This window comes from Citrobacter sp. CK191 (assembly GCF_030333435.1).
In the GTDB taxonomy this organism is placed as follows: domain Bacteria; phylum Pseudomonadota; class Gammaproteobacteria; order Enterobacterales; family Enterobacteriaceae; genus Citrobacter_B; species Citrobacter_B koseri.
In genome coordinates, this window is the sequence record NZ_JAOWFX010000029.1 from 112200 (window position 1) to 135019 (window position 22820).

Annotated in this window: 21 protein-coding genes; 10 read left to right on the top strand and 11 right to left on the bottom strand. The window is 54.1% G+C overall.

Features of this window, described 5'->3' with window-relative positions:
- Positions 1–3: 3 nt before the first annotated feature.
- The 4 genes from ppx to purM all read right to left on the bottom strand — a co-directional run bounded on the left by ppx (position 4) and on the right by purM (position 5519).
- Positions 4–1545: an exopolyphosphatase gene (gene ppx / locus OGV82_RS08980; protein ID WP_101744316.1), complete on the bottom strand. Its 1542-nt coding sequence runs from the start codon at positions 1543–1545 to the stop codon at positions 4–6.
- Between the two features lie 4 nt (positions 1546–1549).
- Positions 1550–3616 carry a polyphosphate kinase 1 gene (ppk1, locus tag OGV82_RS08985; protein WP_012131280.1) on the bottom strand — a complete coding sequence of 689 codons (2067 nt, stop codon included), beginning with the start codon at positions 3614–3616 and terminating at the stop codon, positions 1550–1552.
- Positions 3617–3846: 230 nt separating this feature from the next.
- Complete coding sequence (purN, locus tag OGV82_RS08990; protein ID WP_077956824.1) at positions 3847–4482, bottom strand: phosphoribosylglycinamide formyltransferase; 636 nt, start codon at positions 4480–4482, stop codon at positions 3847–3849.
- A complete protein-coding gene (gene purM / locus OGV82_RS08995) occupies positions 4482–5519 on the bottom strand; it encodes a phosphoribosylformylglycinamidine cyclo-ligase (protein WP_024130122.1) in 1038 nt (345 codons plus the stop codon). The genes purN and purM overlap by 1 nt, the downstream gene beginning before the upstream one ends.
- Positions 5520–5811: 292 nt before the next feature.
- On the opposite strand from purM, the gene OGV82_RS09000 reads away from it, so the two are divergent.
- The 4 genes from OGV82_RS09000 (at position 5812) to OGV82_RS09015 (ending at position 10227) form a co-directional block, all read left to right on the top strand.
- Positions 5812–7242: a 6-phospho-beta-glucosidase gene (locus tag OGV82_RS09000; protein ID WP_047462059.1), complete on the top strand. Its 1431-nt coding sequence runs from the start codon at positions 5812–5814 to the stop codon at positions 7240–7242.
- A 183-nt stretch (positions 7243–7425) separates the two neighbouring features.
- Positions 7426–8052: a uracil phosphoribosyltransferase gene (gene upp, locus OGV82_RS09005; protein WP_012131286.1), complete on the top strand. Its 627-nt coding sequence runs from the start codon at positions 7426–7428 to the stop codon at positions 8050–8052.
- A gap of 87 nt (positions 8053–8139) precedes the next feature.
- Positions 8140–9429, top strand: a complete 1290-nt coding sequence (gene uraA, locus OGV82_RS09010) for a uracil permease (protein WP_012131287.1) — start codon at positions 8140–8142, stop codon at positions 9427–9429.
- A 96-nt stretch (positions 9430–9525) separates the two neighbouring features.
- A complete protein-coding gene (locus tag OGV82_RS09015) occupies positions 9526–10227 on the top strand; it encodes a DnaA inactivator Hda (RefSeq protein ID WP_213164963.1) in 702 nt (233 codons plus the stop codon).
- 35 nt (positions 10228–10262) lie between these two features.
- Here the strand turns inward: OGV82_RS09015 and OGV82_RS09020 are convergent, their stop codons facing one another.
- The 3 genes from OGV82_RS09020 to celB are packed head-to-tail and all read right to left on the bottom strand — an operon-like array spanning position 10263 to position 13972.
- Positions 10263–11693 carry a leucyl aminopeptidase family protein gene (locus tag OGV82_RS09020; protein ID WP_024130124.1) on the bottom strand — a complete coding sequence of 477 codons (1431 nt, stop codon included), beginning with the start codon at positions 11691–11693 and terminating at the stop codon, positions 10263–10265.
- Complete coding sequence (locus OGV82_RS09025) at positions 11690–12649, bottom strand: glycosylasparaginase (RefSeq protein ID WP_012131290.1); 960 nt, start codon at positions 12647–12649, stop codon at positions 11690–11692. Before OGV82_RS09025 ends, OGV82_RS09020 begins: the two co-directional genes overlap by 4 nt.
- A gap of 3 nt (positions 12650–12652) precedes the next feature.
- The gene (gene celB, locus OGV82_RS09030; protein ID WP_101744318.1) at positions 12653–13972 is read right to left on the bottom strand and encodes a PTS cellobiose transporter subunit IIC; all 1320 of its coding nucleotides are present in this window, start codon (positions 13970–13972) and stop codon (positions 12653–12655) included.
- A gap of 159 nt (positions 13973–14131) precedes the next feature.
- On the opposite strand from celB, the gene OGV82_RS09035 reads away from it, so the two are divergent.
- The gene (locus tag OGV82_RS09035) at positions 14132–14977 is read left to right on the top strand and encodes a helix-turn-helix domain-containing protein (RefSeq protein WP_101744319.1); all 846 of its coding nucleotides are present in this window, start codon (positions 14132–14134) and stop codon (positions 14975–14977) included.
- On the opposite strand, the gene arsC is transcribed toward OGV82_RS09035, so the two are convergent.
- Both arsC and bepA read right to left on the bottom strand, forming a co-directional pair.
- A complete protein-coding gene (gene arsC / locus OGV82_RS09040) occupies positions 14974–15333 on the bottom strand; it encodes an arsenate reductase (glutaredoxin) (protein ID WP_012131294.1) in 360 nt (119 codons plus the stop codon). The genes OGV82_RS09035 and arsC overlap by 4 nt on opposite strands.
- A 72-nt stretch (positions 15334–15405) precedes the next feature.
- Positions 15406–16869: a beta-barrel assembly-enhancing protease gene (gene bepA, locus OGV82_RS09045; RefSeq protein WP_024130125.1), complete on the bottom strand. Its 1464-nt coding sequence runs from the start codon at positions 16867–16869 to the stop codon at positions 15406–15408.
- A 225-nt stretch (positions 16870–17094) separates the two neighbouring features.
- Between bepA and OGV82_RS09050 the strand changes: the two genes are divergently transcribed.
- The 4 genes from OGV82_RS09050 to iadA all read left to right on the top strand — a co-directional run bounded on the left by OGV82_RS09050 (position 17095) and on the right by iadA (position 20629).
- Positions 17095–18156 carry an AI-2E family transporter gene (locus OGV82_RS09050; RefSeq protein ID WP_012131296.1) on the top strand — a complete coding sequence of 354 codons (1062 nt, stop codon included), beginning with the start codon at positions 17095–17097 and terminating at the stop codon, positions 18154–18156.
- Positions 18157–18331: 175 nt separating this feature from the next.
- Positions 18332–18991, top strand: a complete 660-nt coding sequence (locus OGV82_RS09055; RefSeq protein ID WP_024130126.1) for a nucleoside recognition domain-containing protein — start codon at positions 18332–18334, stop codon at positions 18989–18991.
- A gap of 1 nt (position 18992) precedes the next feature.
- Positions 18993–19454 (top strand): YjiG family protein, encoded by a 462-nt coding sequence (locus OGV82_RS09060; protein WP_047462074.1) that lies wholly within the window; start codon positions 18993–18995, stop codon positions 19452–19454.
- A gap of 11 nt (positions 19455–19465) precedes the next feature.
- On the top strand, positions 19466–20629 hold the full coding sequence (gene iadA / locus OGV82_RS09065; RefSeq protein ID WP_200023515.1) for a beta-aspartyl-peptidase: 1164 nt from the start codon (positions 19466–19468) through the stop codon (positions 20627–20629).
- Between the two features lie 115 nt (positions 20630–20744).
- Here the strand turns inward: iadA and bcp are convergent, their stop codons facing one another.
- Entirely contained in the window at positions 20745–21215 is a 471-nt protein-coding gene (bcp, locus tag OGV82_RS09070; protein ID WP_012131300.1) for a thioredoxin-dependent thiol peroxidase, read from the bottom strand.
- Complete coding sequence (locus OGV82_RS09075; RefSeq protein WP_024130128.1) at positions 21215–21787, bottom strand: glycine cleavage system transcriptional repressor; 573 nt, start codon at positions 21785–21787, stop codon at positions 21215–21217. Before OGV82_RS09075 ends, bcp begins: the two co-directional genes overlap by 1 nt.
- A 145-nt stretch (positions 21788–21932) precedes the next feature.
- Here OGV82_RS09075 and dapA point away from each other — a divergent pair, with 145 nt between their 5' ends.
- Complete coding sequence (gene dapA, locus OGV82_RS09080; protein WP_012131302.1) at positions 21933–22811, top strand: 4-hydroxy-tetrahydrodipicolinate synthase; 879 nt, start codon at positions 21933–21935, stop codon at positions 22809–22811.
- Positions 22812–22820: the final 9 nt, after the last annotated feature.

The following is a 22820-nucleotide window of genomic DNA, read 5'->3' on the forward strand; positions in this document are numbered from 1 at the left end:
AAATTACGCCGCGATAGTGGGCGAACTCTCTTCTTCGATTTTGAGACGCCAGCCCGTGACCGCTTCCCAGTATTGCTGCTCTTTTTCCAGATCGAGCAGGACAAGCGCGTTTTGGCTAAACCAGTCATGCGGGAAGCGCAACGTCCAGTGATTGTCGTCAGTTTTAAGCCGTAGCGTTGGCGGCGTTGTGGTGGCCTGGCGCTGATTATTCAGCAGAACGCCCAGGCGTAATAGCTGAATCAACGGCAGGAATTGTTTTTTCTTGAACAGCGTAAAGCGGGGCAAGTCATCCAGCTTAACGGCTTTACGATGATAACGGACTAATGTCGCCATCATCAGTTGCTGTTCCTGGTTAAAACCCGGCAAATCGCTGTTTTGCAGAATATAGGCAGAGTGGCGGTGCAGGCCGCTGTGGTTGATGTTCAGCCCCACCTCATGCAGCATTGCAGCCCACTTCAGTAACGCTTCCAGCTGCGGATGCGCCAGCTTTGGCTGTTGCGTCTGCCACTGTTCATACATCTGCATGGTTGTTTCCAGCACGCGCCGGGCCTGATCGCTGTCGATGTTATACTGATTCGCCAGGCTTTTGGCCGTACGGCTGCGCACATCCTGATGACGGAAGCGGCCTTCCATTTCGTACAGCACGCCTTCGCGCAGCGCCCCGTCGGAAAGGCGGAGTTCGCGGATTGCCAGCGCATCAAAAACGCCGCACAGAATGGCCAGACCCGGTACAAAGACCGCTTTTCGCTCTTCAGACAGACCCGGCAGGCTCAGTGCTTCAAAGGAGCGGTGCCTGAGCACTTCAGCCATCAGTTTATCCAGCCGTTCTGGCGTAATGAAGCCGTCCTTCTCACCCATTTCCAGCAACACTTCATGGGCGGCTTTGATGGTGCCGGACGCGCCCAGCGCGACGTTCCAGCCCTGAATGCGGAACTGCCAGGTTAACGTCTCCAGTTTTTGCGCAGCGGCCATTCGGGCGCGCTGGAAATTTTCCGGGCTGATGGCGCCGTCAGGAAAATAGATTTGTGCGAAACTGACGCACCCCATGCGACGGCTTTCGACCAGTTTTGGCTCGAAGTTTTCGCCGATGACTAACTCCGTCGAGCCCCCGCCGATATCGATCACCAGCTTGCGGCCCTTTTCCGGCTGCGTATGCTCCACGCCCATAAAAATCAGGCGGGCTTCTTCGTTACCGGAAATGATTTCGATCGGGTAGGGGATGACCTTCTCCGCGCGCTTCAGAAACTCGGTGGCGTTCAGCGCCTGGCGCAGGGTATGGGTGCCTACGATACACACGCTTGACGGGGAGAATCCCTGTAGGCGTTCGGCGAATAACGATAAGCAGCTTAACCCGCGTTCTATCGCTTCTTCACTTAACATATTGTCTTCGCCGAGACCATCCGCCAGATGTACGCGCTGTTTCAGCCGACCGATGATCTGCATGGCGCCGTCCACCACGCGGGCAATGACCATATGAAAACTGTTCGAACCGAGGTCGACCGCCGCGAACTCCTGCGGCCGGGGTGTCTTGTCATGTATTGGCATAGCGTTAGTCAGGTTGCTCGAGTGATTTGATGTAGTCGTAAATCGCCAGTTGCGACTGCACCTTGCGACGATTTCCGCGCGGCACGTAGCGATTACTCAGTTCTTTATCTATGTAGCGGGCTTTTACCGTGTCGCTAAACAGGATGTCAATAATATCCAGCACGCGTTGCTTAAGGCACGGGTCGAGCAGCGGCGCAGCAACTTCGATACGGTAATCGATATTTCTCGTCATCCAGTCAGCGGAGGAAAGATACACCTGCTTGTCGCCGCCGTTGGTAAAAATATAAACCCGGTCATGTTCGAGATAACGATCCACGATACTGATCACGCGGATATTGTCGCTAATGCCTTCCAGATTTGGAATCAGCGAACACATCCCACGAACCAGCAGATTGACCGGCACACCCGAGCTGGATGCGGCGTACAGACGGTCGACCAGCCCCTTGTCCACCAGGTTATTCAACTTCAGCGTAATGCCGGAGGGGAGACCTTGCTGGGCGTTGGCGATTTCTTTATCGATCATCTCGTACAGCAGGCGTCGTGAGTTCTGCGGAGAGACCAGCAAATAGTCGAACGTCACCGGGCGGTAAGGGTTCTCGATAAAGTTGAACACGCGACGGACTTCGTTCGTGATACGCGCATCGGCGGTCAGTAAGGAATAGTCGGTGTACAGGCGTGCCGTTTTTTCGTTGAAGTTCCCTGTGCCGATGTGCGCATAACGCACCACCTCATCGCCTTCTTTACGCGAGATGAGGAACAGTTTGGCGTGAATTTTCAGGCCTGGCGCCGAGAAGATCACATGTACGCCTGCTTCGGTCAGCCGCTTCGCCCAGTGGATATTCGCCTCTTCATCGAATCGCGCCTGCAATTCCACCACCACGGTGACTTTCTTGCCGTTATGGGCGGCGTGAATCATCGAGTCGATGATGCGTGAATCCTTCGCCACACGGTAGATGTTGATTTTGATCGCCAGCACGCTGGGGTCAAAGGAGGCCTGGCGCAGCAATTCCAGCACATGTTCGAAAGTGTGGTACGGATAATAGAGCAGAACGTCGCGCTCGCGAATGGCGTCGAACCCGTTGCGGAACTTCTCTTTATCGAACCAGAGATGGCGCAATCGCGGCAGCGGCTTGTTCACCAGATTGGCTTTGCCCACGTTGGGGAAGCTAATGAAGTCTTTGAAGTTGTGATACCGGCCGCCGGGTACGATGGAGTCGTAGCGGGAGATGGTCAGCTTTTCACGCAGCACTTCCACCAGCGCGTTTGGCATATCGCGCTGATAAACAAAACGCACCGGCTCGGCGGTCAGGCGTTGTTTCAGGCTGGAGGACATCAGCTCCATCAGGCTTGATTCCATCTCGTGCACCAAATCGTATTCGGCATCACGGGTCATCTTCATTGAGTAGGCATTCAGCGCGTCGTAGTCAAAGAAGCCTTTGAAGATGTCGTCCAGGCAGTAGCGCAAAATGTTATCCAGCAGGATCATCGGCTTACGGCGACGCGGCGCTTCCGGCGGCAGATTCACAAAACGCGGCACTTTGTCGGATGGAATTTCCAGCAGCGCGTAGCGGATAGCATCGCCGCGAATAATCTCTACGGCCAGATAGGTGTAATCATCTTTCAGAAACTGAACTAAATCCGTTTCGCGATTGATCAGAATTGGCGTGATGTGTTGGCGTAAGTAGTGTTTAAAATAATGCCGCAGCCAGCTTTGCTGGTTGGCCGACAGTTGGCGTTCGTTGATTAAGAAGATCTGATTACGCGCCATTTCCAGCAGCAATTCGTTGTACAGGCTGTCGAATTCCTGGTCGGCTTTTAGTACCCGGGACTGGATCTTACCTAGCAGATGGCGAGAATGAGAATTAGAACCCTGTTCTTCGCTGATTATGATGCGACGTTTCAGTTCGGCGAAACGAACTTTATAGAACTCGTCAAGGTTATTGGAATAGATGCCCAGGAAGCGCATGCGTTCAATAAGCGGATTTGATTTATCCGCAGCTTCCTGGAGCACGCGTTCGTTGAACGCTAACCAACTTAGCTCTTTCTCGATGTATAGTTTTTCCTGACCCATTACAACTCACACTCCGTTTTATTCACGGGACACTGCCTGATTATTATGGCGAGCATTGCGCTCAGATGTCCAACTGTGCCAGAAAAATATGACAATAAACCGTCAGATAAGCAAAGAGATGAGGGGAATTCCTGAGGCGTAGGCCGGATAAGGCGTTGACGCGCCACCCGGCATTGAAACGTTGGATTGCCTGATGGCGCTTCGCTTACCCGTCCTGCGAGGGAATGTTATTACTCGGCGGCATAGCCTTGCGGCGGCAGGCGATTGCCATCCAGCCAGGCGGCGTTATCACGCATTTCCAGACGGCCATCCACAAACCAACTGACGACCAGAGGATAGATAGCGTGTTCCTGCGTCTGAACGCGGGCCGTAATTTCATCTTCGCTGTCGCCTTCAAAGACCGGAATCTTCGCTTGCAGAATAACCGGGCCGCCGTCGAGTTCATCGGTAACAAAATGGACAGAGGTTCCGTGTTCTTCATCGCCGTTTTCCAGCGCCTGACGGTGCGTATGCAACCCCGGGTATTTTGGCAGCAGGGAAGGGTGAATATTGAGTAGACGCCCCTCATAGTGGGCGACGAACGCGGGGCTCAGGATGCGCATATAGCCCGCCAGCACCACGAGATCGGGGGCGTAAGCGTCTATTTCACGCATCAGTTCGCGGTCAAACGCTTCACGGCTGGCGAATTGATCGGCCGTTAACGCATGTGCCGGAATTCCGGCCTCACGCGCGCGTTCAAGGCCGAACGCGTCGGCCTTGTTGCTGAATACTGCCCGAAGGGTGCCTTTGATTTTTTTCTCTTTGCAGGCATCGATAATCGCCTGCAAATTGCTTCCGTTGCCGGAAATAAGCACCACAAGATTCATCATTGAATAACCACGCGCTGTTCGGAATCAGAAGCTTTAATGATACCGATTTTCCAGGCGTTTTCACCTTTTGCTTTCAGCAGGGCGAGGGCGTTATCCACTTCCGCTTCCGGCAGGGCGATCACCATCCCGACGCCGCAGTTGAAGGTGCGATACATTTCATGCTGGCTGACGTTGCCTGCGGTTTGCAGCCAGTTGAAGACGGCTGGCCATTGCCAGGAAGATTCGTCAATCACCGCCTGGGTGTTGTCCGGCAATACGCGAGGAATATTTTCCCAGAAACCGCCGCCGGTCAGGTGGGCGATGGCGTGCACATCGACTTTTTCAATCAGTTCCAGAATGGACTTCACATAAATGCGGGTTGGCGCCAGCAGGTGATCGGCTAACGGTTTGCCTTCCAGCTCGGTGTTTTCCGGGTCGCAACCGCTGACTTCAACGATCTTGCGCACCAGAGAATAGCCGTTGGAGTGCGGGCCGCTGGAGCCAAGGGCAATCAGCACATCGCCATCGGCCACTTTGGAACCGTCGATAATTTCTGATTTTTCCACCACGCCGACGCAGAAACCGGCGACATCGTAATCTTCGCCATGATACATCCCTGGCATTTCAGCGGTTTCGCCGCCGACCAGCGCGCAGCCTGATTGCAGACAACCTTCGGCAATACCGTTGATCACGCTGGCGGCGGTATCGACGTCCAGCTTGCCGGTCGCGTAGTAATCCAGGAAGAACAGCGGCTCCGCGCCCTGAACGACCAGATCGTTGACGCACATCGCCACCAGGTCGATCCCGATGGTGTCGTGGCGTTTCAGATCCATCGCCAGACGCAGTTTTGTCCCTACGCCGTCAGTGCCGGAAACCAGTACAGGCTCACGATATTTTTGCGGCAATGCGCACAGCGCGCCGAAGCCACCCAAACCACCCATGACTTCCGGGCGGCGAGTTTTCTTCACTACGCCTTTGATTCGATCAACCAGAGCATTACCAGCGTCAATATCAACACCGGCATCTTTATAGCTAAGAGAGGTTTTGTCGGTCACTGCTTAGGTCCCCACGCGTTACTTGCGGTGAAAATTAAATTCGGCGCAATTCTAACAGGGAAAGCAAACGTTTGCGAGCCTGCTCTGCATCCGTTTTTATCTGCCGAATTTTTCAGCGTTTTACCGTTGTGTACCCATTTGTTTGAACTGCTCCACGAAAATGAAACCGGGTTCATTAACGTGCTTGAAACCTGCGCCAGTTATGCACAGTATCGTACTGAAACCGGTTTCTGTTTTGCTTCGGGTTGTCAGCGTAGCGGCGTTAACATTGCAATTACAATGAGGGAAACGTATGTCTGGATTTAAAGCGAATTTCATGTGGGGCGGCGCCGTTGCCGCTCACCAGTTAGAAGGCGGCTGGCAGGAAGGCGGAAAGGGGATTAGCGTGGCGGATGTAATGACCGCCGGTGCGCATGGCGTTCCGCGGGAAATTACCGACGGCGTGATCGCCGGGAAAAATTATCCTAACCATGAGGCTATCGATTTCTATCACCGCTACAAAGACGATATTAAGCTCTTTGCCGAGATGGGCTTTAAATGTTTTCGCACCTCTATCGCCTGGACGCGCATTTTCCCGCAGGGGGATGAATTACAGCCAAATGAAGCGGGTTTGCAGTTTTATGACGCCCTGTTTGATGAATGCCTGAAGTACGGTATTGAGCCGGTGATTACGCTGTCGCATTTTGAAATGCCTTACCATCTGGTCACGGAATATGGCGGCTGGCGTAACCGTAAGCTGATCGATTTCTTCGTGCGCTTCGCGAAAGTGGTATTTACCCGCTATCAGCACAAAGTGAAATACTGGATGACCTTCAATGAGATCAACAACCAGGCCAATTATCACGAAGATTTCGCGCCGTTCACCAACTCGGGGCTGAAATACCTGCCGGGCGAAGATCGTGAACCGGTGATGTATCAGGCGGCGCACTATGAGCTGGTCGCCAGCGCGCTGGCGGTGAAAGCGGCGCGGGAGATCAACCCGGCATTGCAGGTTGGCTGCATGATCGCCATGTGTCCGATCTATCCGCTGACCTGCGCGCCGGACGATATGATGATGGCGATGAACGCGATGCACCGTCGCTACTGGTTTACGGATGTGCATGTGCGCGGGAAATATCCGCAGCATATCCTCAACTACTTTGCGCGTCGGGGCTTTGCGCTGGATATCACCGATGAAGATCGCGCGGCGTTGTTACAGGGCTGCGTCGACTATATCGGTTTCAGCTATTACATGTCTTTTGCCACGAAAGCAACCGCAGATAACCCACAGCTCGATTACGACGAAACGAAAAGTCTGGTCTCCAATCCGTATGTGCAGAAGTCGGACTGGGGCTGGCAGATCGATCCTGTGGGGTTACGCTACTCGCTCAACTGGTTCTGGGATCACTACCAGCTACCGTTGTTTATTGTCGAGAACGGCTTTGGGGCGATAGATATTCAGCAGGCAGATGGTTCCGTTGACGATCGGTATCGTATCGACTATCTCGCAGCGCACATTCGTGAAATGAAAAAAGCCGTTGTGGAAGATGGCGTTGATTTGATGGGTTACACCCCGTGGGGCTGCATTGATTTGGTGTCGGCGGGGACGGGCGAGATGAAAAAACGTTATGGCTTTATCTATGTCGATAAAAATAATGACGGCAGCGGGACGTTAGCGCGCCATCCGAAGAGATCTTTTGCCTGGTATCAAAATGTGATTAAAAACAACGGAGAAAACATTTAAGATTCAATGCGTTGTTATTCAGCCCCGCCATCTGTGCGGGGCGTGTTTTATACTCATTCTCCAGACGTATGTCACTTTGGTTGATCCATGTCAAGCATACGTTGTGTTGCGCCAGAGAGGAAAAGCGGTATAATCCGGCGATTTTTTTTGTGGTTGCCACTCGTCTGAGGAAAGGAGAAGAGTATGAAGATCGTGGAAGTCAAACACCCACTCGTCAAACACAAGCTGGGTCTGATGCGTGAAAACGATATTAGCACCAAACGCTTTCGTGAACTCGCCTCGGAAGTAGGCAGCCTGCTGACCTATGAAGCGACCGCAGACCTGGAAACCGAAACGGTAACCATCGACGGCTGGAATGGCCCGGTTGAAATCGAACAAATCAAAGGTAAAAAAATCACCGTGGTTCCTATCCTGCGTGCCGGTCTGGGCATGATGGAAGGCGTCCTGGAGCATGTGCCGAGCGCGCGTATCAGCGTGGTGGGCATCTACCGTAACGAAGAAACGCTGGAGCCCGTTCCGTACTTCCAGAAACTGGTATCCAACATCGATGAGCGTATGGCGCTGGTGGTTGACCCGATGCTGGCAACCGGTGGTTCAATGATTGCGACGATCGATCTGCTGAAAAACGCAGGCTGCCACAGCATTAAAGTTCTGGTGCTGGTTGCTGCGCCGGAAGGCATTGCGGCGCTGGAGAAAGCGCACCCGGATGTTGAGCTGTACACCGCATCGATTGATAAGGGACTTAACGAGCACGGATACATTATTCCGGGCCTCGGCGATGCCGGCGATAAGATCTTTGGTACGAAGTAAGTGAATGAATAATAAAGAGCCGACTTTAAGAGTCGGCTTTTTTTTGAATAAAACACCCATAACATACAACACTCAGAGGAAAACACTATGACGCGCCGTGCTATCGGGGTAAGTGAAAGACCGCCGCTTTTACAGACAATCCCGCTTAGTTTGCAGCATTTGTTCGCCATGTTTGGCGCAACCGTGCTGGTGCCAGTCCTGTTTCATATTAACCCGGCTACCGTTCTGCTGTTTAACGGCATCGGTACGTTGCTGTATCTCTTTATTTGTAAAGGTAAAATCCCTGCATATTTAGGGTCGAGCTTTGCCTTTATTTCGCCGGTTCTGCTGCTGTTGCCGCTGGGGTATGAAGTGGCGCTGGGCGGTTTTATCATGTGCGGCGTGCTGTTCTGCCTGGTCTCTTTTATCGTGAAGAAAGCCGGAACCGGCTGGCTGGACGTGATGTTCCCGCCTGCGGCGATGGGCGCAATCGTTGCCGTTATCGGTCTGGAACTGGCGGGCGTGGCTGCGGGTATGGCCGGGTTACTGCCTGCTGAAGGGCAATCCCCGGATACCAAAACCATTACCATCTCCCTTGTGACCCTGGCGGTGACGGTCTTTGGCTCCGTGCTGTTCCGGGGTTTCCTGGCCATTATCCCGATCCTGATCGGCGTGCTGGCAGGCTATGCGCTGTCATTTGCAATGGGAGTGGTGGATACCGCGCCGATTGCCGAAGCGCACTGGTTCGCGCTGCCGACGTTCTATACGCCGCGCTTTGAATGGTTTGCCATTCTGACAATTCTGCCAGCGGCGCTGGTGGTGATTGCCGAACACGTAGGCCACCTGGTCGTGACGGCGAACATCGTTAAAAAGGATCTGGTTCGTGACCCTGGCCTGCATCGTTCGATGTTTGCCAACGGGTTATCAACGATGATTTCCGGGTTCTTCGGTTCTACGCCGAACACCACCTACGGTGAAAACATCGGTGTTATGGCGATCACCCGCGTGTACAGCACCTGGGTTATCGGCGGCGCAGCGATTTTTGCCATTCTGCTCTCCTGCGTGGGTAAACTGGCCGCTGCGATTCAGATAATCCCGCTGCCGGTAATGGGCGGCGTATCGCTGCTGTTGTACGGCGTGATCGGCGCATCCGGTATTCGCGTATTGATTGAATCAAAAGTCGATTACAACAAAGCGCAGAACCTGATCCTGACCTCGGTGATTTTGATCATCGGCGTCAGCGGCGCGAAAGTGCATATTGGCGCGGCTGAACTGAAAGGAATGGCGCTGGCGACCATTGTTGGGATCGGCCTGAGCCTGATCTTCAAACTGATCAGCGTTCTGCGCCCGGAAGAAGTGGTGCTGGATGCGAAAGACGCGGATACGCCGCAGCAATAATCCTGAAACCGGGCAGTGCTTGCTGCCCGGTTCTATCGTGATGGAATTCTGTGGTAAACTCATCGCGATTTTATGGAATCCTGGATTGAGGTATCTCTGAACACTCCGGCACAGCTCTCTCTGCCACTTTATCTTCCTGACGACGAAACTTTCGCAAGTTTCTGGCCGGGGGATAACGCCTCTTTACTGGCTGCACTGCAAAACGTGCTGCGTCAGGAACATAGCGGATATATTTATCTCTGGTCGCGTGAAGGCGCGGGCCGTAGCCATCTGCTGCACGCGGCGTGTGCTGAACTGTCGCAACGCGGCGACGCGGTAGGCTATGTGCCGCTGGATAAGCGCACCTGGTTTGTACCGGAAGTGCTTGACGGCATGGAACATTTGTCGCTGGTGTGTATTGACAATATTGAATGTGTCGCCGGAGATGAACTGTGGGAAATGGCGATCTTTGATCTCTATAACCGCATCCTTGAGTCGGGAAAAACGCGCCTGCTGATCACCGGCGATCGCCCTCCACGTCAGTTAAAGCTGGGATTACCCGATCTGGCTTCTCGTCTGGACTGGGGGCAAATCTACAAGCTGCAACCTCTCTCTGATGAAGACAAACTCCAGGCGTTACAACTGCGCGCCAGACTGCGTGGGTTTGAACTGCCGGAAGATGTCGGGCGTTTTCTGTTGAAGCGGCTGGATCGCGAGATGCGTACGCTATTTATTACGCTGGATCAGCTCGATCACGCCTCAATCACCGCACAGCGTAAACTCACCATTCCGTTCGTTAAAGAGATTCTGACGCTGTAACGCTGTCGCTTTTGCCCGGTGGCCGGGCAAAAAACTCAGGCAATATCTTCCAGTAAGTGCTCAACCAGCAGTGGAATCGGCCTGCCGGACGCGACGCTTCTGCCGTTTTCTCGCCATAGCGCCGTACCGCTAATGTCCAGATGTGCCCACGGGATATCCGACGGGCAAAAATGATGCAGTAACCAGGCTGCGGAAGCGCTGATTGCCGCATTGTTCGTCGGCGTATTACAGAGATCGGCTATGGCGCTTTCGGTCTGCTTTTTCAGTCGTGCATCCAGAGGTAAAGACCAGACTTCATCTCCGCTCTGCCGCCCAGCCTCTGTTAGCGCCTGTCTTAACGCATCGTCCTGAGTCATCAGCCCGCTGAGTTCGTAGCCAAGCGCTTTCACCACCGCACCGGTCAAGGTGGCCATGTCGATGATATAACGGGCCTGCGGCTGTCGTTGGCTCGTCCATGCAATGGCGTCGGCCAGCACCAGCCGTCCTTCGGCGTCGGTGTTATTGATTTCCACTGTCATACCGTTGCAGGCGCGAGCAACGCTGCCAGGCTGCATTGCGTTCGGGCCGATCGCGTTTTCAGCCAGCGCCAGTACGCCCATTATGCGTACGGGCAGTTTTAACTCCGCAACCGTCAGGAGCAGTCCCAACACGTTGGCTGCGCCACACATGTCATATTTCATGGTGTACATACCCGCGCCCTCTTTCAACCACAGGCCACCGGTATCAAACGTTATCCCTTTACCTATATAGCAGCGTACCGGGCCGTCACTTATGCCGTTGTAATGAATGGCAAGCAAACGCGGTGGACAGGTCGCTCCTTTGCCAACTGCATGGAGCAGTCCGAGGCCTTGTTCAACAATTTGTTGTTCATCAAGGACTTCACAGTGCAGCGCAGGAAAAGAGGCGCACAGGGTTTGTGCCTCATTGACCACGAACTGCGGCGTACAGCAATCGGAGGGGGTATCCGCCAGCCGCCTTGCAGCGACCATGCCGTTGGCAATGGCCTGCTGCTGCCTGAACATTTTTTCACGTTTCTCGTATTGTTCTGGCTGGCAGAACGCGGTGATATGGCGGATGCGAGTGGCGGTGGCATCCGTTTTTTTCAATTGTAAATCATTGAGCGTATACGCCTGATTGAACAGAAAACGCAGCAGCAGCGCCAGTACAGTGTCATTTATTTCGGTGACATCAATCAGCACATTTTCGCTGACTGGCGAGGCCAGCAGCGGTCGTATCGCATTGAGTAAACCTTCGGTCAGGCTGTCCTGCCAGAGCGCATCAGGCAACAGGGTAATTCGCGTAAAAGGCGCGCAGCCAAAGCGGGTATCCGCTACTTTATCTTGCGCCAGTACGTGCATTTCCGCGAGCAGAGCGGAATCCCGCAATAACGAACAGCCAGGAGGTGCGATAAGATGGCCTTGTGGTTGAACCTCTGCTGGTGAGCAAATCAGTTGGTATGAAATCATTTCTCTTCCTCGACTGGAGCACGTATCCGCGCGGCATAGTCTTGCATCCATTCTTCATCGACGGGGTGATAATGGGTCTTCTCGTGCTGGCGTTCGGCGCGAAATACGGTGAGCGGTTGGCGTGCGGTAGCGACAACGAACGAGAATGTTTTGATGTTAGTGGCTGCGCCAAACTCGCCTTTACGGTTCATGCAGACCACAGAGAGGTCGCCTGTGCGACCAAATCGCGACATCAATTTATCTTCCAGCTCAAACACGACAGAATCAGCCGCTTGTTGCGGTGTCATCCCCTGCGCCATGCGACGAACAATTTCATAGCTGGCGCAGCCTTTCATCAGATCTTCACCGACGCCCGTTGCCGTCGCCGCGCCGACTTCACTGTCGCAATAGAAGCCGGAACCAATAACCGGAGAGTCGCCAATGCGGCCGCGTTTTTTCATAAACAGGCCGCTGGTGGAGGTGGCAACGCTCATCGACCCCAGTTTATCCAGACCAATAATGCCGACCGTATCGTGGCCGTTATATGGACTTAAGCCTTTATCCAGCGTCTCCCGGCAGCGTTTTTGATAGTGCTGGATGGCTCTGTCGGTGAGCATGGTTTTATCCGCAAACCCCTGGCTCAGTGCCCATTCACGCGCACCCTGGCCAACCAGCAGACAGTTATAGCGCTGGCGGCTTAACGCATGTGCGACGCGCACCGGGTTGGCAATATCCACCAGATTCCCGACCGCCCCAAACGCCAGGGTATCGCCGTCCATATAGGCGGCATCCAGTTCGACCTCGCCATTTTCAGTAGGCAGTCCGCCATAGCCCACGGATTTATAAAACGGAAAGTCCTCAACGGTTGCGACGGCGTCTACCACCGCCATTGCGACCGGGTTTCCCGCAGCCAGTGCAGACGCGGATTCCGCCACACCTTCAAGCGCCATTCGCCAGGTTGCGATAATTCCCCACATGGTTTACTCCTGTTTTGCAAGTGGTGCATCGGGCTGCGTTACGGCAGCCAGTTCCGCCGCGCGGTACTGTTTATCGACGATCCGCATAAAGGGCAGATACAGCATTGCGCCAATCAGCAGGTTAATGAGCTGCATGACGCTGCCGCTAATATGTCCGGTAACGATAAAACCGCTAATGACTGGCGGCAGCGTCCACGGAATAAAGACGCCCGTGGTGACGGCGACTGCGCCGAGCTTCATCGCGGTATACTGTACGGTGACCAGCACCAGCGGCACCAGGTTGAAGGGGATCAGCATTATCGGATTCATTATCACCGGCAGACCGAACAGAATCGGTTCGTTGATGTTGAACACAGACGCTCCAGCACCGAGCCGCGCCACTTCCCGCATGTTTTTACTGCGCGCAAAGAAAAGCATGGCTAACACCAGCGACAACGTTGCGCCCGCGCCGCCCATCCAAATCATGTCAAAAAACTGTTCCGTAATGATGTGTGGGGGTGTGGTGCCAGCCTGAATAGCCGCAATGTTGTCGGTCTGGTTTTCCATCCACAGCGGACGGATGATGCCGTTAACCATTGAGCCGGAGTTGATACCGACCGACCACAAAATAGTGATGCTGAACACTGTCATCAGCGCGCCAAAGTAAGAGGTGCCGTAATGACGAATCGGTGTGGCGACCACTTCGTAAATAAACTGATGGATGGTCTGGTAATGGGTGTTTTCAAACAAGATGCGAATGCTCAGTACCAGTATCATGACCAGTAAGGCGGGGATCAGCGCGGCAAAAGATTCTTGCACCGCCGGTGGCACACCTTCTGGCATTTTGATCACCAGATTTTTACGCTTTAGCCAGCAGAAAAGTTCAGTCCACAGCAGCGAACCGATCATCGCGACGAACAATCCTTTTGTGCCAATCCATTCTACGGGGATCACGGTAATACCGCCGTTTTCCGCCACTTTGATAAACGGTGTAAGGATCAGAAAACAGACCAGCGCCAAAATGCCGCAGGAGATGCGATCTTCGCCGTAGTGTTCCGCCAGACGAAATGCGACCAGGAAACTGATAAACAGCGACATCGTTGAGAACACCGCGTTAAACGGGATCTCAATAATCGCACTCCAGCTCTCGCCAAAAGCCTGAGACATAAACTGCTGATAGTTTTGATTCGGAAACGAGGAGATCACCAGCAGAATAGAGCCGACGATAATAAACGGCATAAACGAAACGTATGCGCCACGAATCGCGCCGAGATGCCGCTGCTGAGCGGTTTTCGCCGCCAGAGGCATCAGTTTTGCTTCAAGAAATCCCAGAACATTGTTCATTGTGAACTCCGTACAAGATTAACTCACGTTGTGTGTGCTATGCATGAGGATTATCTGCGAAGGCGTGTGAACGAAAGGTGAAATAGCTCACAATGTGATCGCGATTAACATATAAATCTCATAAGATTAATTATCTGAAAATCGACAGGGATTCTTGCGATGGAAATAAAATTGCACGCCAATGCCACTACCACACCGCGTATTCGTCGCTATCTTCAGCAGTCTGAAAAAAGCGACAGAGAGCTTGCCGCCGAGCTTGGGATTTCTGTTACGACTGTGAGGCGATGGCGACATCGTGATCGGATTAGTGATGGGCAAACTACGCCGAAGACGATATACAAAGCGATGAGACAAGAACAGGTTGTTCTGGTGAACGCCTTGCGTGACGCAACAGGTGCGCCGCTGGATGACCTCTTATTGTTGGTGAACGAGGTGCTGGGCATTGTTGTGTCGCGCGCGACGTTGAATCGTTATCTTAAACCGGCGACACCTCGGCGACAGCGGGCGTCGTTACAAGGGAAAAAAGCGTTAAAATTCGGGATGCTGCCGAATCATCTGGCGCTGTATCACCTTCCACTCTCGTTGCATATGGACGACGGTGGCGAACATCATTTGTTCTGGGTGCGCGAGCCGATGAGCGGCTGGTGCTTTGCCCGACTGTATGCGGGTATTTCACCGCAGCGGGTCGTGGTCTGGCTGGATGAATTGCTGGAAACCTGCCCGGCTGATATACAATCTATTGAGACAAATATTTCTGATCGCATATGCCCACAGCTAAAAACGCACCTGGCGACGCGCGATATATCATGCCAAATAACCGGTACGATTCCCGGTTGGGTGCCGGTGACAGTACCGCTAAATGAGATTGTTCCCCGGCTAAATAGTGAATCTGCCAGCGAGCTGCTTATCCGCTTATGTGAATGCTACAACCGTGGTAAGACACAGAAAAAACTGGGGGATTGTACGCCGCAGGACTTTCTGGAAGCGCTGCGGCGCATGGATTAGCTCACGATTTCCAGCACCTGCTCCGGCGGGCGGCCAATACGAGCCTGACCGTTGGCGACGACAATCGGTCGCTCCATCAGTTTCGGGTTTTCCACCATCGCCTGAATCAGCGCCTCTTCGCTCAGATGGCTGTCGGCCAGATTGAGTGACTTGTAGAGATCTTCTTTCTGGCGCATCAGTTCGCGTGCGCTGGACATCCCTAACATACGCAGCAGTTCACGCAGCGTTGCCGCGTCGGCAGGTGTTTCCAGGTAAAGCACCACTTCCGGTTCAACGCCGTTGGATTTCAGCAGGCTCAGCGTGTCGCGGCTCTTTGAACAACGCGGGTTGTGGTAGATTTTTACTGCATCAGACATGATTTCTCCTTTCGCGCGAACTGTAGGCCGGATAAGACGCGATAGCGTCGCCACCCGGCAACAGAACGAATACTACATTTTGGTGTATGGCTTAAAGCGTTCCTGCAACTGGCGAAGCTGGTCGATACGGGCATCGTAACGCGCCTGTTGCTGGCTGCCCAGCTTGACCTGAGAACTTGCGCTGCTGAGCATAGAGATCGCCTGATCCAGTCGCCCGGCCAGCGCATAGCCTTCGGCGCGCGCCGCCAGCTCCTGATCGCGGTTATTGAGCGCCGCTTCAGCCTGTGCCAGGAGATCCCAGCCGTTGCCGTCGTCTTTATTGTTGAAGGTGTAGCGATTGAGGATGGTCGTGGCTTCTCGGGCTTGCCCGCCCTGTAAATAAGCATTCGCCAGGTTTAGCTGCAATACCGGGTTTGCGCGCAGATCGCGGGCATTTTTCAGACGGTTAATCGCTTCGCTGGTTTTCTTCTGCCCCAGATCGATATCGGTCGCCAGGTCGAGATACCACGCGTTATTCGGTTCAGCCGTCAGCAACGGTTGCAGCGCTTTGCGAGCTTCGTCGTACTTGCTGGCTTCCATCGCCTGTAGCGCCCGGCCATATTGCGCCGCACGCTGTTGGCGCACGTTTCCTTTTTCCCATGCGTCGAGCAGGTCGCTGGTAAGCTGATTACGGCCCGAATTGTACATCCCCAGCGTACGCGCCTTCGCCAGATAAAAATCTTCAGACGATTCCACTACCACCGGGCGCATCTGGTTTGCACGGTTGCGGGCATCCGCCAGACGGCTTTCCGGCAGGGGGTGCGTCAGCAAAATTTCGGGAGGACGCGTGGAGTAGCGCGCCTGGTCGAGCAGTTTTTCCAGGAACGTCGGCATCGCTTGCGGATCGAACCCTGAACGTTGCAGCACCTGAATACCGATTCGGTCTGCTTCCTGTTCGTTTTGTTGAGTGAAGCTGATCATCCCCTGACGCGTTCCCGCCAGTGTACCGGTCAGCGCCGCCATACCGGCCTGTGGGCTGGCCATCGCCAGAAGAATAGAGCCTAAGGCGCCGACCCAGGTCAGCGGAGCGCTGCGCTTTTGATCTTCCATCGCGCGCGCCAGATGGCGTTGGGTTACGTGGGAAATTTCGTGCGCCATCACCGAGGCTAACTGACTTTCGTTATCGGAATAGCGAAAGAGCGCGGAATGCAGCACAACGTTGCCGCCGAAAAAGGCGAAGGCGTTGATTTCGTCGTTGTTAATCAAAAAGAAATGGAACGGCGTTTTCACGGAGTCTGCATGAGAGACTAAACGCATCCCCAGCGCGTTGATGTACTGACTCAACAGCGGATCGTTGATCAACGGCGCGCTGCCGCGCAACTGGCGAACGTAATAGTCGCCCATTTGCATTTCCTGACCGATAGAAAGCGTGCTTCCTGCTGAGGTCCCCATATCCGGTAGCGTGTCTGCGGAATCTGCAAACGCGGGGGCTACCTGACCGATAGTCAGCGCAGCGATGAGGGTAGCAACCAGGTTTTTCTTCAACAGCCTGAACATAGACCTCTGTCCTGTTTTCTTTAATATAGCCATTTGACCGATGCCGCGACGTATCGTTCCGCCACGCCAGCACAGGGAGTGTAACTGCGAAACCCGGTGGTGAATACCCCGCTCAAATGACTTTTCAGTTTCCTGAATCAGCAACAAAAAGCGAAGTCTTTTTTGTGACATTTAGATACAATTCGGGATCGCAATCCCGCTATTGAGGTTCAGGGAACGGTTTCTATGCTTGAGATGTTGATGCAGTGGTATCGCCGTCGTTTTAGCGACCCGGAGGCGATCGCCTTGCTGGTTATCCTGGTTGCCGGTTTTGGCATCCTTTTCTTTTTCAGTGGGCTTCTGGCGCCGTTGCTGGTGGCTATTGTCCTCGCTTACCTGCTGGAGTGGCCTACGGTCCGTCTGGAGGCGATTGGCTGCTCCCGGCGTTGGGCCACCTCAATCGTACTGATTGTGTTTGTCGGCATTTTACTGCTGATGGCGTTTGTCGTGATGCCGGTGGCCTGGCAGCAGGGGATCTATTTGATTCGCGATATGCCGGGTATGCTCAATAAGCTCTCTGATTATGCCGCCACGTTACCCCGCCGTTACCCGGCGCTGATGGATGCCGGGATCATTGATGCGATGGCGGAAAACATGCGCACCCGGATGCTGACGTTGGGTGATTCGGTTGTGAAATACTCCCTGGCCTCTCTGGTCGGGTTGCTGACGCTGGCGGTGTATCTGGTGCTGGTGCCGCTGATGGTCTTCTTCCTGATCAAAGATAAAGAGCAGATGCTGAATGCCGTGCGCCGGGTGCTGCCGCGCAATCGCGGGCTGGCCGGGCAGGTCTGGATGGAGATGAACCAGCAGATCACCAACTATATTCGCGGCAAAGTGCTGGAGATGGTGGTGGTTGGCGTGGCGACCTGGCTTGGCTTCCTGCTCTTTGGTCTCAACTACTCGCTGCTGCTGGCGGTTCTGGTTGGATTCTCGGTATTAATCCCCTACATCGGCGCGTTCGTGGTGACCATTCCGGTGATTGGCGTGGCATTATTCCAGTTTGGCCTCGGAACGGAGTTCTGGAGCTGCTTCGCCGTGTATCTGATCATTCAGGCGCTGGATGGAAACCTGCTGGTGCCGGTACTGTTTTCAGAAGCCGTCAACCTGCACCCGCTGGTGATTATTCTGTCGGTGGTGATTTTCGGCGGCCTGTGGGGTTTCTGGGGCGTGTTCTTCGCCATCCCGCTGGCGACGTTAATTAAAGCCGTGGTACATGCCTGGCCGGACGGACAGGTCAGCGACGGTTAAGCACGATTATCATTCTGCCCGGTGGCGCAACGTCATCGGGCGTTCCACGTTTTATCCGCTTTCTCCTTTCCTGAACGTTTTCCGAATGTGCTGTCCCGCCCTCCTTTTTTGCTTTCAACTTACCGGTATAGATGGTTTTTTAATCTCACAAGGACAAGACCAACCGGAGAAAAAAATGGGTCATCAGATGCACACGCAGCAAAAAGTGGGGTGGGGCGGTTATCTCGCCTTTTTTATTACCATTATCCTTTTTTCAGGCATGTTCGCGAAAAGTACAGAATGGTGGCGAGTGTTTGATTTTACCGTGCTCAATGGCGCGTTTGGCCTGGTTAACGCGGCAGGCGACACGGCGGTTTCATTTCGCGGCACTGGCGGTACCGGGGCGAGAGACGGCTTTTTATTCGCACTGGAGCTGGCGCCATCGGTTATTTTATCGCTCGGCATTATTTCCGTGACGGAAGGGCTGGGCGGACTGCGCGCCGCGCAGCAGTTGATGACGCCGATACTCAGGCCGATCCTGGGCATCCCCGGCATTTGCTCTCTGGCGCTTATCGCCAATTTACAAAATACGGATGCCGCCGCCGGGATGACCAAAGAGCTGGCGGAAGAGGGCGTGATTACCGAACAGGAACGGGCGATTTTCGCCTGCTGGCAGACAAGCGGCAGCGCGATTCTGACGAACTACTTCTCATCAGGCGCCGCGCTATTTGCCACGATAACCGTACCGGTTATTACGCCGCTGGCGGTCATTTTAGTCTTCAAATTTATCGGTGCGAACCTGTTGCGGGTGTGGATCGCGCAGCTTGAACATCGTCGTATGAAACAGGAGGCCTGAAATGAGCGCACAGGTACGTAAAAACGTTATGGATCTGTTTATCGACGGCGCGCGGCGCGGTTTTACCATCGCCACCACCAGCCTGTTGCCCAACGTCGTCATGGCCTTTGTCATTATTCAGGCGCTGAAGGTGACGGGGTTGCTGGATATCGTCGGGCGAGTGTGTGAACCGGTAATGGCGCTATGGGGTTTGCCGGGAGAATCGGCGACCGTTTTGCTGGCTGCGGTGATGAGTATGGGCGGCGGCGTGGGCGTCTGCGCCAGCCTGGTGGTTACTGGCGCGCTGTCCGGTCACGATGCCACTGTGCTGTTACCCGCCATTTACCTGATGGGCAACCCGGTTCAGAATGTAGGGCGCTGCCTGGGAACGGCGGGCGTTCATCCGCGTTATTACCCGCATATTATTGCGGTGTGCGTGATTAATGCCCTGGTCTCTATTTGGGTAATGCAGGCTATTGTTTAAAAAGGACTATCATGGACTGTTCCATTCTTAATCTGACGCTTTTTCAGCGCGGACACGTATATGCCCCGGACGATCTGGGCCAGCAGGACATTCTGGTTGCCAACGGCAAAATTGTCGCTATTGCGCCGACTATCGCTGCGAAAGACTTCCCCGGTTGCCAGCAGGTCGATCTTCACGGTGATATCGTCTGCCCGGGATTTATCGATCAGCATGTTCATCTCATCGGCGGTGGCGGCGAAGCCGGGCCGCATACCCGTACGCCAGAGGTGCGGCTGTCACGGTTGGTTGAAGCCGGTATCACCTCCGTTGTCGGGCTGCTGGGAACGGACGGCATCACCCGCCATCCTGAATCTCTGCTGGCGAAAACGCGCGCGCTGGAATATGAAGGGATCAGCGCATGGATGTTAACGGGGGCGTATTCTCTGCCCTCGCCAACCATCACCGGGAGCGTCGATCGCGATGTGGCGTTGATCGATAAAGTGATTGGCGTGAAATGCGCTGTCTCCGATCATCGTTCTTCGGCGCCGAATTCCGCCGCGCTGGCGACAATGGCGGCGCAGTCCCGCGTGGGGGGATTACTGGGCCAGAAGCCGGGAATCAGCGTCTTTCATATGGGCGACAGCCCACACATGCTGGAACCGCTGTACGATATTCTCGCCAACGCCGATGTCCCCATCACGAAACTGCTGCCGACGCATGTTAACCGCGCCGAACCGCTGTTCCAGGCGGCGCTGGAGTACGCGCTTGATGGCGGCTACATCGATATTACCAGCAGCATTGATGAACCGATCGATCCGGCGACGGCCATCGTGACAGCCTTGCGCCATAAGGTTCCGCTGTCGCGCATTACCCTGAGTTCTGATGGCAACGGCAGCCAGCCGGAATTTGATGAGCATGGGAATTTGACGGGCATTGGCGTGGCGGGTTTTGAGTCGCTGATCGGCACGCTGCGTCAGTTAGTTACGCAGCATAAACTGCCGCTGGAGCAGGCGCTGCGTCCGCTTACCCGCACCGTTGCGGAATTTCTCGGCTTTGAGCATAAAGGACGTCTGGCGGCGGGTTGTGACGCCGACATTCTGGTGCTGAATCAGGCGCTGGAAGTCAGCCATCTGTGGGCGAAAGGCAAAGCGGTGGTGAAAGACGGTAAAGCGTGCGTGAAAGGAACGTTTGAATAAACGACGCGTATGCCGGATGGCGGCGTAAACGCCTTATCCGGCCTACGGGGTTGTGCGAATCAGGCCTGATAAGACGCGTTAGCGTCGCATCAGGCTTTATCCGGCAAAACGCAAATCAGGCGTTTTCTTTCAGCCAGTTCAGCACTACATCGTGGTGGTTACTGGTTTTAAAGTCGTCAAATACGTGTTCGATCTTGCCGTCAGCGTCGATCAGGAAGCTGATGCGATGGATGCCGTCGTAGGTTTTCCCCATAAAGGATTTTTCCCCCCAGACGCCGAATTGCTCGCAGACCTGATGATCCTCATCGGACAGGAGCGTAAAGTTAAGCAGCTCTTTTTCGGCGAAACGAGACAGTTTTTCAGGTTTATCGGTGCTGATCCCCAACACGTCTACGCCTGCTTTTTTCAGATCGTCCATGTTATCGCGTAAACCACAGGCCTGTACGGTACAGCCGGGCGTCATGGCTTTAGGGTAGAAATACACCAGTACGCGCTGTCCCTGGAAGTCGGTCAAATTTACTTGTTCTCCGTCTTGATCCGGCAAGCTAAATTTCGGTGCGATGTCACCGGCTTTCAGTGGATTCATTACTTAACTCCATCCTGTTCATCATGTTGTGAGTAATTAACAACGTTAATACTGCCTTGCGCATTGAGTTCTGTACATAGTGCTTTAAAGGCATGCTCAATATTTACGGCATCATGAGATGCCGGACTGTGCGCGGTGATTTGAACAAACAGCTGTGCAGCCTTTTCATTTTCAGCAGGTTGCGTGCGGGAGACCAGCTCAGCGATGTTCATCTGATGGCTGTCGAAAAGCGCGGTAAAACGTTCAATTAAATGCGGAGAATCTTCCACCTCGACCTGTACCCATACCGTTGCGGGCATGGCCGGACGGGGGCGAGCGGTGGTGCGCTTCATCACAATCAACAAATCCAGCTCTGCGCCTTTCAACGGCAAGGTTGATTCAATCAGGGTGATGGCGTTCCAGGAACCAGACAGCAGCATGATAAACGTGAATTCATCGCCCAGCATGGCCAGTCGGCTGTCTTCGATATTGCAGCCGCAACTGCTGACATGGCGGGTGATAGTATTCACAATTCCCGGGCGATCGGCACCCAGCGCAGTGATAACCAGGTAATGTTGTGATGACGATGTCAAACCGGTTCTTCCTTTGAGAGGTGAGGTAATCATAAGGAAAGCATAAAAAAAACCTGCATACAATAATCAGAAGGGCTATGGTCTCTTGCTTTTATTGTCGTACCAAACGTACCATTGAGAAACTTGTTTGCACAGAGGATGGCCCATGTTCACGGGAAGTATTGTCGCGCTTGTTACACCGATGGATGAAAAAGGTAATGTCTGCCGGTCAAGCCTGAAAAAACTGATTGATTATCATGTCGCCAGCGGTACCTCGGCGATTGTTTCTGTTGGCACCACCGGCGAATCCGCCACGCTGAGCCATGACGAGCATGGCGATGTGGTCATGATGACGCTGGAGCTGGCGGACGGGCGTATTCCGGTTATCGCCGGAACGGGCGCGAACGCGACGGCGGAGGCCATTAGCCTGACGCAGCGTTTCAACGACAGCGGCGTTGTCGGTTGCCTGACAGTGACGCCTTACTACAACCGCCCGACTCAGGAAGGTCTGTTCCAGCATTTCAAAGCCATCGCTGAACATACTGACCTGCCGCAAATTCTGTATAATGTGCCGTCCCGTACAGGCTGCGATATGCTGCCGGAAACCGTCGGCCGTCTGGCGAAAGTAAAAAATATTGTCGCAATCAAAGAGGCGACAGGGAACTTAAGTCGGGTTCACCAGATCAAAGAGCTGGTTTCAGACGATTTTATTCTGCTCAGCGGTGATGATGCGACCGGGTTGGACTTCATACAGCTCGGCGGTCATGGCGTGATTTCCGTTACCGCGAACGTTGCGGCGCGTGATATGGCGGAAATGTGCAAACTGGCGGCGGAAGGTCGTTTTGCCGACGCGCGGGTGATTAATCAGCGTCTGATGCCGTTACATAACAAACTATTTGTCGAACCCAATCCGATCCCGGTGAAATGGGCATGTAAGGAGTTGGGACTTGTGGCGACCGATACGCTGCGCTTGCCGATGACGCCGATCACCGATACGGGTCGTGAGATTGTCAAAGCGGCGCTCAAGCATGCCGGTTTGCTGTAAAGTTTAGGG